The sequence below is a fragment of the uncultured Methanobrevibacter sp. genome, assembly GCF_902801725.1.
In the GTDB taxonomy this organism is placed as follows: Archaea; Methanobacteriota; Methanobacteria; order Methanobacteriales; family Methanobacteriaceae; genus Methanocatella.
In genome coordinates, this window is record NZ_CADCJB010000012.1 from 55,275 (window position 1) to 67,161 (window position 11,887).

8 protein-coding genes and 1 pseudogene are annotated in these 11,887 nt (G+C 38.7%); 6 read left to right on the top strand and 3 right to left on the bottom strand.

Annotated elements, in window-relative coordinates:
* The first annotated feature begins 19 nt into the window (after window positions 1–19).
* Genes QZV68_RS03870 through gatE form a run of 6 tightly spaced genes read left to right on the top strand, consistent with a single transcriptional unit; the run spans window position 20 to window position 7,740 of the window.
* Window positions 20–1,693, top strand: coding sequence for an AMP-binding protein (locus tag QZV68_RS03870; protein ID WP_296878776.1), 1,674 nt, complete (start codon window positions 20–22; stop codon window positions 1,691–1,693).
* An 8-nt stretch (window positions 1,694–1,701) separates the two neighbouring features.
* Window positions 1,702–1,977 (top strand): 4Fe-4S dicluster domain-containing protein, encoded by a 276-nt coding sequence (locus QZV68_RS03875; protein WP_296878778.1) that lies wholly within the window; start codon window positions 1,702–1,704, stop codon window positions 1,975–1,977.
* Window positions 1,978–3,093 (top strand): 3-methyl-2-oxobutanoate dehydrogenase subunit VorB, encoded by a 1,116-nt coding sequence (locus QZV68_RS03880; RefSeq protein WP_296878780.1) that lies wholly within the window; start codon window positions 1,978–1,980, stop codon window positions 3,091–3,093.
* Window positions 3,094–3,106: 13 nt separating this feature from the next.
* Entirely contained in the window at window positions 3,107–4,546 is a 1,440-nt protein-coding gene (locus tag QZV68_RS03885; protein ID WP_296878782.1) for a 2-oxoacid:acceptor oxidoreductase family protein, read from the top strand.
* Window positions 4,547–4,555: 9 nt separating this feature from the next.
* A complete protein-coding gene (gene gatD / locus QZV68_RS03890; RefSeq protein ID WP_296878783.1) occupies window positions 4,556–5,866 on the top strand; it encodes a Glu-tRNA(Gln) amidotransferase subunit GatD in 1,311 nt (436 codons plus the stop codon).
* Window positions 5,867–5,874: 8 nt separating this feature from the next.
* Window positions 5,875–7,740, top strand: a complete 1,866-nt coding sequence (gene gatE / locus QZV68_RS03895; RefSeq protein ID WP_296878785.1) for a Glu-tRNA(Gln) amidotransferase subunit GatE — start codon at window positions 5,875–5,877, stop codon at window positions 7,738–7,740.
* A gap of 93 nt (window positions 7,741–7,833) precedes the next feature.
* On the opposite strand, the gene QZV68_RS03900 is transcribed toward gatE, so the two are convergent.
* The 3 genes and pseudogenes from QZV68_RS03900 to QZV68_RS03910 form a co-directional block, all read right to left on the bottom strand.
* Entirely contained in the window at window positions 7,834–10,158 is a 2,325-nt protein-coding gene (locus QZV68_RS03900) for a hypothetical protein (protein WP_296878788.1), read from the bottom strand.
* A gap of 52 nt (window positions 10,159–10,210) precedes the next feature.
* Entirely contained in the window at window positions 10,211–10,573 is a 363-nt protein-coding gene (locus QZV68_RS03905; protein WP_296878790.1) for a hypothetical protein, read from the bottom strand.
* 376 nt (window positions 10,574–10,949) lie between these two features.
* Window positions 10,950–11,534: pseudogene (locus QZV68_RS03910) on the bottom strand (queuosine precursor transporter); the annotation flags it as partial.
* Window positions 11,535–11,887 lie beyond the last annotated feature (353 nt).

The window sequence follows — 11,887 nt, forward strand, 5'->3', positions numbered from 1 at the left end:
TATTTATGGAGTTAATCAAATGACATCAGTAATAGCGGATTTTGTAGAAAGAGTTGACTTCAACTCTTATGAAGATTTTTATAAAAACTTTAAGCTCAAATATGAAGAGGATTACAACTTCGGATTTGATGTAGTGGACAAATATGCCGAAATTGACCCTGAAAAGACAGCTTTAATTTGGGTTAACGATTATGGAGAGGAACATGTATTCACATTCAAGGACATGAAGGAATATTCCAACAGGGCGGCAAATCTATTCAAAAGCTTAGGAATCAAAAAGGGCGACTGCGTAATGCTAACCCTCAAAAACAGATATGAATTCTGGTTCTGCATGATTGCACTGCACAAAATCGGAGCAATACCAATCCCTGGAACACACATGCTAAAGCTTCATGACCTTACCTTTAGACTAAAAGATGCTAATGTGAAAATGGTAGTGTCAGTTGACAGTGATTCACTATTTCCTGATTATGAAGAAGCTATTGAATCATTAGGAATTGACATACCAAAATTGGCTATTGAAACCGACAGGGAAGGTTGGATAAACTTTAACAAAGCCATAAAAAATGAAAGCACCACATTCGAAAGGCCGACAGGCGATGAAAAGACATACGCAGAAGAGATTTCACTGATTTATTTCACATCAGGAACAAGTGGCCTTCCAAAAATGGTTTCACACAAGCACACTTACTCCCTTGGCCATATCCCTACCGCAAAATACTGGCACAATGTTGTAGAGGACGGAATTCACCATACCTCCGCGGACACAGGTTGGGGAAAAGCAGTATGGGGAAACCTTTACGGTCAATGGATTGCCGGAACAGGAGTATTTATCTATGATTACGAAAGATTTAACGGACTCAAACTGCTTGAAAAAATCATTGAATACAAGGTAGACACCTTCTGTGCCCCTCCAACAATTTACAGATTTATCATTAAGGAAAACATCGAAGGATATGACCTGTCAAACCTCAAGTATGTTACAACTGCAGGTGAGCCATTGCCTCCAGAAGTATCCAACAAGTTTTATGAACTGTCAGGATTGAGAATCAAGGAAGGATTCGGACAGACAGAAACCACATTATCAATCGGAACATTCATCTGGCTAGATGCAAAAATCGCATCCATCGGTAAACCTTCTCCATTGTTTGACTTGAGATTATTGGATGAAAACCACAACAGAGTTGAAATTGGTGATGAAGGAGAACTCTGTTTCAAGTTAGAAGATGGACCTAACCCGGGATTATTCAAAGACTATGTGAATGATGAAGAAAAATACAAAAAACAGATCCATGACGGATATTACCATTGCGGAGATACTGCATGGGTGGATGAAGACGGATATGTCCACTTTGTCGGAAGAAACGACGACATAATCAAATCTTCAGGATACCGTATTGGACCGTACGAAGTAGAAAGCGCAGTATTATCACATGAAGCTGTTTCAAACTGCGCAATTACAGCTTATCCTGATGAAGTGAGAGGCCAAATCGTAAAGGCAACTATCATATTGCAGCCTGGCTTCGAAGCATCAGATGAACTTACAAAAGACATTCAAAATCATGTTAAAAGAGTTACAGCTCCTTATAAATACCCAAGAATGGTTGAATACGTAGATGAAATTCCGGAAACCATCAGTGGTAAAACAAGGAGAGTTGAAATAAGAGAAAATGATCAAAAAAAAGTTAATTAGATGATATAATGACAGAAGAGATATCTTATCCAGTTATTAATAAGGAGATTTGCAAAGGCTGTATGAGATGTATAGTCGGATGTCCTCAAAATGCAATATTACTTTCAAACGACATGAACAACGCAGGATATCAATTTGCATATTATAGTGGAAACGGATGTACAGGATGCAAGGACTGTTACTTTACATGTCCAGAGCCATTGGCTTTAGAAGTGCATCAATACAAAAAGATTGTTGACGATTCCGTTGCAAAAATGATTAAAGCAAAAGCAGGGGGAAACTAAATGACCAATAATATGATAAAAGGAAATACAGCAGTTGTCATTGGCGCAATGTATGCCGGCTGCGACTGTTTCTTCGGATACCCAATTACTCCTGCAAGTGAAATCCTTCACGAAGCATCAAAATACTTCCCTATGGTTGGAAGAAACTTCATTCAGGCGGAAAGTGAGGAGGCATCAATCAATATGGTCTACGGCGCATCAGGTGCAGGACATAGGGTTATGACATCATCATCAGGACCGGGAATAAGCCTAATGCAGGAAGGATTTACATTCCTTGCAGGTGCAGAATTGCCTGCAGTCATCGTGGACATCATGAGAGCAGGACCTGGACTTGGAAACATCGGTCCGGAACAGGGAGATTACAATCAGGTAGTTAAAGGAGGAGGTCACGGTAACTATAAAAACATAGTTCTTGCTCCAAACAGCGTTCAGGAAATGTGCGACTTGACCATGAAAGCATTCGAGCTTGCAGACAAATGGAGAAATCCAGTAGTCGTTTTGGCGGATGGGACCCTTGGCCAAATGGCCGAACCGTTAATATTTCCAGAAGAAGCTGTCGAACCTAAAAACGACAAGCCTTGGGCAGTGAAAGGAAACAAGGAAACCATGGAAAACCTCATAACTTCCATTTTCAACGATTTCAATGATCTTGAGGACTTCAACTTCAAACTCCAGGAAAAGTATGCTGAAATTGAAGCAGAAGAAGTTCTCTACGAAGAGTATCAGGTTGAAGATGCCGAAATTGTTTTGGTGTCATACGGTATCAGCAGCAGAATTGCAAGGTCTGCAGTGGACAAAAGCCGTGAAAACGGATTGAAAGTCGGACTTTTAAGACCTATCACATTATCACCTTTCCCTGTCGATAAGGTAAAAGAGCTTTCCGATAAAGGCGTCAGCTTCATCTCAGTGGAAATGAGTAACGGCCAACTGCTTGAAGACGTTCAATTTGCAGCCCTAAGAAAAGAGGACACCCATCTTGTAAACAGAATGGGTGGTAACCTGATTGAACTTAAACATGTGCTTGCTAAGATTTATGAAATAGCTGGCTTTGAAGATGAAAACTTGAACACTTCTAAAAGAAGTGAGGAAAAGGCAAGTCCTAATATAATTGACTAGAGGATGTGGAAAAATGAGTGATAATGAAAATAAAGATTATGAAGTGCAGATACGTAGAAATCCACAATCTCTTTTGGAAGAATATACCAGAAAAGGAACAAACATCCAATCAACTCACTACTGTGCCGGTTGCGGACACGGAATCCTTCACAAATTGATTGCGGAATGTATGGATGAGCTTGGAATACAGGAAAGATGCGTTATGATTTCCCCAGTGGGATGTTCAGTATATGCATACTTCTACTTCAACTGCGGAAACTTCCAGACTGCACACGGAAGGGCACCTGCAGTAGCTACAGGTATTTCAAGAGCAGAAGACAATGCGATTGTCATGAGTTATCAGGGAGACGGAGATTTGGCTTCCATAGGATTAAATGAAACATTGCAGGCTGCAAACCGTGGAGAAAAAATTGCAGTATTTTTCGTGAACAACACAGTTTACGGAATGACAGGCGGACAAATGGCTCCGACAACTTTAATCGGTGAAAAGACAGTTACATGTCAGACCGGAAGGGATCCTGACTATGCAGGACACCCTACACATATGTGCGAACTCATCAACACATTGAAGGCACCAGTGTTCATTGAAAGAGTATCCCTTGCAAATCCATTGAAAATCAGACTTGCAAAATATGCAATCAAACAGGCATTGACCGTTCAGAGGGATGGAAAAGGATATTCCTTTGTCGAAGTGCTTTCACCTTGTCCTACCAACCTTAAACAGGATGTGGCAAGCGCTCAAAAATTCATTGAAGAACAGATGGAAAAAGAATTCCCTGTTAAAAACTTCAGAAATGAAATGTATACAAAAGAGCCTGTTCAAAGACCTGCCAGTGACTTTTCAACAGAATCATTAGATAAGATTTTCCAGGTCAACAGAAATGAAGGTTCAAGCTATGTCGATGAGGACATTGAACCTGTAAACATCAAGATATCCGGATTTGGAGGTCAGGGAGTTTTAAGTGCAGGTTTGACAATAGCTCAGGCAGCATGTGCCGAAGGAAGACACGTTTCATGGTATCCTAGTTACGGACCGGAACAGAGAGGAGGAAAATCCAACTGTTCTGTTGTGATTTCAAATGAAACAATCGGAACCCCAGTGGTTGATGACATTGACATTCTCATTGCATTGAACAAGCCTTCCCTTGAGCAGTTCTCACAGGACGTAAAAGATGGCGGAGTGATTCTCTACGATGCAAAAATCGGAGATTTTAAAACAGACAAAGACATTAAGGTTATTGCAATGCCTTGTGTAGATATTGCAGAGGAACATGGAAATGCAAAAACTGCAAACACTGCACTTTTAGGAGCTTTGACTGAATTGGGTGACGTTATAAAACAGGAATCCTATGAAAATGCAATCCGCAAAATGTTTGCATCAAAACCGAAGGTTATTGACATAAACCTTGAAGTTCTAAAAGCTGGAGCTGAATGGATTAAAAACAATTCTTAGTGTGATTTGATGACTTATAAAGAAAATGCTGAAAATTATATAGAGAAATATGGTTTAGGTATAGGGGACAAGATCAAAGTCAACAAGGAAGACATCTCCTATACTGGTATTTTGCTTGATAGGCCGGAAGATGCTGATGACGGGTATCTTGTAATTAAATTATCAAGCGGATATAACATTGGAGTAGCTATTGAAAATACTACCGCAGAACTTATCGAAAAAGGGGAAAAGCCTAAAATCGGATTTGGAGAGACTGAAATTCCCCATGATGAATCCAAACAGAACATTTCAATCGTTTCAACAGGCGGTACTGTATCCTCCGTTATAGACTACAGGACAGGAGCTGTACATCCTGCATTTACAGCATCAGATTTGGTAAAGGCCAATCCAGAATTGTTGGACTATGCAAACTATAATGTCAAAGCATTATATAATATTTTAAGTGAGGACATGAAGCCTGAATATTGGGTAAAGGCTGCAGAAGAAATAGCCAACGACATAAGCAGCGGAGCTGACGGTGTTGTAATAGCCCACGGTACAGATACAATGCACTATACATCAGCAGCATTAAGCTTCATGCTCAAGACACCTGTTCCAATTATCATTACCGGAGCCCAGAGAAGTTCAGACAGACCTTCAAGCGATGCCAACATCAACCTGATTGATTCAGTAATCGGTGCAAAATCAGACATTGCCGAAGTCTGTGTCTGCATGCATGGAAGCCTTAATGACAAATACACCTACCTTCACAAGGGTACCAAGGTCAGGAAAATGCACACTTCAAGAAGGGACACTTTCAGAAGCATAAACGCTCAGCCAATAGCTAAAATCGAAAACAGAAAGGTCAAAATCAACCCTGATTACAGCTATACCAGACGTGGCGAAAACGAACTGGAATTGAATACAGCCATTGAAGAGAAAGTTGGCTTCATCAAAAGTTTCCCAGGAATATCTTCCGATTTCATTGAATATCACATTGACAAAGGATATAAAGGTCTCGTAATTGAAGGAACCGGACTGGGACATGTTCCAAATGACCTTATCGACTCATTTAAAAGAGCCCAGGATGAAAATATCCCAGTAATAATGACTTCACAATGCATTTATGGAAGAGTAAATATGAACGTTTACTCCACAGGGCGTAACATATTGGATGCAGGAGTTATTTCAGGAATTGACATGACTCCTGAGACCACTTATGTCAAGTTATGTTGGGCATTAGGTCAAAGTGACGATTATGCGAAAGTAAAAGAGATTATGCAAACAAATGTTGCAGGCGAATTTGGAGAAAAATCCACAATCAGGGACTTCTTAAACTAGGTGGTATGATGGATTACGAAAAATTAGGATTGAAAATGGGACTTGAAATTCACCAACAGCTAAATAGCGAACATAAGTTATTCTGTCCATGTAAAACAGAGCTTGTTGATGATGAATTTGATGAACTGGTTCAAAGAAAATTAAGGCCAACACAATCTGAGCTTGGAGAAATCGACAGGGCTGCCCTACAGGAATCTTTAAGAGGATTGAATTTCAAATATGAAAACTTTGCCAAACATACCTGTTTAGTTGAAAACGATGATGAACCACCCCACAGCCTTAATGATGAGGCTTTGGACATTTGTATTACAATCGCATGTCTTATGAACATGAACATCGTAGATGAATTCCATACCATGCGTAAACAGGTTATTGACGGAAGTAACACAGGAGGTTTCCAGAGAACAGGTATGGTTGCAACCGACGGATACCTTGACACCCCATACGGAAGAGTTGTTATCGAAAGCCTTGGTCTTGAGGAGGACGCTGCAAGAAGAGTTGAAACCAAAGACGGATTTACCGAGTTCAGACTGGACAGACTTGGAATTCCATTGGCTGAAATTACAACAGACCCTTCAATGCATCATCCAGATCAGGTAAGGGAAGTTGCATATATGCTCGGTCAGATATTGAGAAGTACCAATGTCAAAAGAGGTCTTGGAACAATCAGACAGGATTTGAACATTTCCATTGCCGAAGGTGCACGTGTGGAAATCAAGGGTGTTCAGGACCTTGATTTGATGGCTGAAATTGTAAATCGTGAAGTCACCAGGCAATTGGCTTTAATTGACATCAAAAAGGAACTCACCGCCAGAAATGCTGAAGTTTTAGAAGAAATCCATGATTTGGATGAAGTGCTTGAAGACACCGAATCAAAAATATTGAAATCCGCTGAAACAATCAAGGCAGTTGTCCTCAAAGGTTATGACGGTTTGATTGGTCGTGAAGTACAGCCTGGAAGAAGATTCGGTACTGAAATTGCAAGCTATGCCAAAAAACGTGGCGTTGCAGGAATTTTCCACTCAGACGAATTGCCTGCTTACGGAATCAGCCAGGAAGAGGTTGATAAGGTAGCTGACTTCCTGAACATCGGTGATGAAGACGCATTCATCATTGTAGCCCACGACGAAGACATTGCAGTATCCGCTCTTGAAGAAGTTAAAAGAAGAGCACAATTAGGTCTTGAAGGCGTTGTTGAAGAAACAAGAAAAGCTCTTGATGACGGCAACACAGAATACATGAGACCCCTTCCGACTGCAAATAGGATGTATCTTGAAACAGACATTCCATTGTTTAAAATCACACCTGACAGAATTGAACCTATTGCAAACAACCTGCCTGAATTGCCTGACGTAAAACAGGCCAGAATCATTGAAGAGTACAAGTTAAGCGAAGACCTGGCAACACAGCTTGTAAAAAGGCAGGAAGCAGACATGTTTGAAGCCATCCTGGCTGACGTTGATGTTGATGCAACACCTGTTGCTTCACTTCTGGCATATGATTTAAGGGAAATCAAAAGAGAAGGCCATGACATTGACGTGCTTACCGCCGATCACTTCAAGGGAATCTTCACTTTACTTGCCGATGGCAAAATAGCCAAGGACAGTGTAAGAAAGCTTGCAGTCGAAACCATCAAGACACCTGATGCAGACATTGCCGAAATCGCCGAGAAAAACAATCTTGTCATGATGAGCGATGAGGATGTTCAAAAAATCATTGCAGAAATTGTAGCCAACAACGAAGGAATGGTTAAGGAACGTCAGATGGGCGCTATGGGTCCATTAATGGGAATGTGCATGAAACAGCTTAAGGGAAAAGCTGACGGCGGACTTGTAAATAAGATAGTTCGTGAAGAAATTCAAAAATTAATTTAAGGAAACTCAAACGAGTTTCCAAAAAACTCTTTTTAATGACTTAAAAAATAGAAAAAAGCGCAGTTAAATCATATTAACCGCAGTATGTTTAAATTATCTTTTTCTATAGATTCCAACGGAACTCAAAAGCATCACTACAACCGCCAGCAAGAAAACAGGATTACCTGCAGCCGGCATGGATTTATCCTTTGCATGAACCGTTTTGACATTATCATCTGCATAATCTGAAGTATGGTTTTTGCCAAGAATCAAAACTTTAGTGGAAGCATTTCCGTAATCTGATGCTGTTACATTAGCCAAACCGCTTTTATCACCTCTCAAATAAGCAGAAGCCTTTCCGTTGGTCCAATTGAGAGTGATTGATTTTTTGCCGTTGAAACTTCCAATATCGCTTGACAATGTAACCCTCGGCCCTGAGAAAAACATGCGTGCATTAGAGGAATGGTCTCCTCCGGATGAATCCGTATATACATCAACAGTGACTTTCGAATATTCTCCCTTTTTGATGACTTTCGGGTTTGCCTTAACGCGCATCACAAGCCATGGATCATATCTAATGATCCCTTTGTTGTTTTTGAATTTGGCGCTGGACGGTCTTGAATTGCTTCCCCACCAATTATATCTCGCATCAACTATGCCTGCAGTTGAATTGTCCAAATTGCCAAACATAGTATCCAGAAACGCTCCAAGTGAAATGCTCATATTCCTCAGTTCCTCTTCAGTGCAGTTTTCAAACATTTCCTGTGACTTCAAAAGCAGGTAAGCCAATTCTTCAGAGGACATGTCCGGGTCGTAATCATATGATTCAAGGATGAACCTTCTGGTGCTGTCCTTTACGACATTGTATTTCATATTGACTGCACGATTATAATGTATTTTAGCAGGTCTTACAACTGCAAAACCTGTTTCAACACCGCTTCCCTCTAAATTATTGCCTATTACAGTCAAATTGCCGTTGATTTTAAAGCTGGTATTGTTCATCTTGGATCCGAGGTCCTTTATGAATTCCATAATCTCGTCAATTGTTGCATTTGCCGGGACAGTTATATTGAAGCCGTCCAAATCAAAGCTCAATGTAACTCCAGTTATCATTGTTGCCTTCTTACATTTAAGGCCATATATGATATTTTTATTAATGGCTGCATTTCCAAGAGACATTACATTTATTGCCTTGATGTCTGATGACTTCAAATCGGTAATGCTGTTATTTGAAACATCAATGAAAGAATTGAAGTTTGTGTAGTCTATTCCTGTTGCTGATATTCCTGTAAGCAGTTTTGCTGCCCTAATTTTTCTTATATCATTATCAAAAACATACAGGTCTGCAGGTCCGACTCCGGTGGCAGTGATTCCTATTGCCTTGGAGTTTTTGCCCGATGATGCAACATCATTAATGATAATGTCATGAATAAATGTATCTGAAGTGTCATTTTGACCTATTGTAGTTATGGAAACACTTAACCCTGTTGCAGAAGCGTTTTCATGACTGCCTGTTGAAATATGGCTGACTTTAAGGTCGGATACGTCAACTGTAGGCAGTGTTGTGTTCAGTGAAAAAACTCCAATGTTGATTCCATATGCTTCAACAGCTGCAGAAACATTACTTACAACATTACCTCCCACTTCAAAGATATTCAATGTATCTAAAACACTGTTTCCTCCTATGTCAAAACCGTAGGCGGAGTCCTTTAGTGACCGTATATTCGAAACGTAGTTATCATTCACCCTAACGTCCAGGTCATCCGATATGACACCAATGCCGTTCACCTTAATTCCAATGGCAGTTCCGTTTACTCTGGAGTTGACAACATTAGTAACCCTGTTTCGATAAACAACAGGATTATATGTATTGACTGATATTCCCTCACCGCTCAGGTTGGTAATATTGTTTTCAATGATTGACGTATTGTTGATTACCCTTATTTCTATTTTGCCTGATTTATTTGAAACGAAATTATCGGTTCCGATACCTATATTTCCGCCTGTTATCGTGTTGCCTGTTATTCTGCAGCCGCTTGCATTTATATGAATTCCTGTTCCGTCAATATCTGAAACAATGATTTTGAATCCTGAAATTAAAGTGTTGTTTGCAGTTGGAAGAATCCTGAAAGCGTTTTTATCTGCTTTTAAAACTGAATCATGACCTATGATTGAAAGTTCCTTTGAAACAACGTCAATTGCAGACTGGATTGAATCTCCCTCATTAACCGTGATTTCTCCGGATAAAATGTCATCATTGCCTGCAGCTTCAATAACTTTATCTTCAGCAACACCAAGAAGGTTATTTTCGCTTAGACCTGCATCAACCGCAAATGATTCATCTTCTCCTATTGCGGTTGAATTGTCAGCTGCTGAAACCATACCCAATCCGATAAAGAAAAAAATTAGTAAAAAAGCTATAAATGATTTGTTTTTCATATCTTACCTCCAAACTAATGGAATTAAATAAAAAAAGAAAAAAAGAGATTTATTAATCCTGATAATAGAAATAAATCGTTTCTGCGCCGTCACCATCGGATTTTCCATCCTCAAGGACTTTGCCTTCCTTAATCAATGAGACATTTGTTGGCCCTTTTTCATATTGGTTTACTGTCACACTGGCATAGTCTATATTAGTAGTGTTCAAATCTATTGTCTTGGATCCCACGCCTTCGTCGGAAGTGTACTTATTATTTACAGTCAAGTCCAATCTCCATTTTCCGCTGGAATTTATTTGCAATGTGTAATTGCTGTCATCAGTAGCTTTAGATGTGCTGCTGACTGCAGTCACCATCATCAATGCACAAATTATTAAAAGTATTGCACCTAATATACCAAATCTTTTGTAATTCATAATACCACCGTCAAAAAAATTTTTCATAGCAGTACTACTAAATTATACCTTCTAGTATATAAACTATACAGTTTGATAATAAACTTTATATTAAGATTATTTATGTAGAATTTTTTAAAAATTATTATTGATATTATTTATTATTTTGAATATATTCCGAATAATTAAAATTAATAACAAAGTTATAATCTTATACATCCATAATAGAAGAAATTTTCATCAGAAAAATTTGACATCATTCAAAAATATGAAAAAATTGGAAAAACATCCCCAGCAGCAATTTACAATTTAGCAGCCAGGAACATATGGAATTGCCGTCATAGTCGACAATTTAAGTGAATATGCCATTTCCAGCCGGATTTCTACAAGGCATTTTTTAAACTTGACCTTTCAGTTCGCCATCATCCAAAGTCCTTATATGAAAAATTACCTTTCGGGTTAACGGATAAGCTATAATTTCATATAGGAGCTTGAATACGATTTGACAGCAAATCATGACCAATATTACATCATTCGGCAAGACACCAATGAATGAAAGTGAAATGAAAACGATAGAATCAACAGATTCACCTATTACAGTACTGACTACGCATCTAACGAATAGCTTGTCATTGTATCCTTCTTTCATTTTTACCAATACTTTTGAATTTAAAATATTGCCCAACATATAGGAGACAAGCCCTGCTATAAAGAGTCTGGGAGTTGTCGACAGAAGTGATGCAAATGCTGAGGCATTAGGACTGCTTGAAGGAAATATCATAGCAATCTGATAAAGAACTATTGCCAAAACATTAATGACGAAACCCAAATAGATAACATCCCTGGTCATCTCATATCCATATATTTCAGATAAGATATCATTTACTATAAACAATACAGGAAATGCCAATATCGAACAGGGCAATGCTATGAATTCTATTTCCAATGTTTTAGTAGCCAATATATTGGACACAATCATAAAAGCAAAAAAAAATTCCCGTCAAATATGCATATACTTTAGTTTTAGTCATGTTTTCAAACATTTAAAATATCTCCCGAATCTATGGTATTATTATATTTAAACATCCATTTTAATTTTTGTTTTGGGACAGTGTTTAGACGCATCCAATTATAATCTTAAATCAAAATCTTGAATAATAGGTTACATTGAAAAGAAATTTAGGTATGCCTAAAAAAATAGAAAGCTTTATATACTACTTACTACAACATTATAATTGGTGATGAAATTTAGGTTCACCTAAAAATAAGTCACAGTCAAAACATACAACTCTCCAAAAAATCAGGATTGTGTTGAATTAGATTTTCTCACAATTT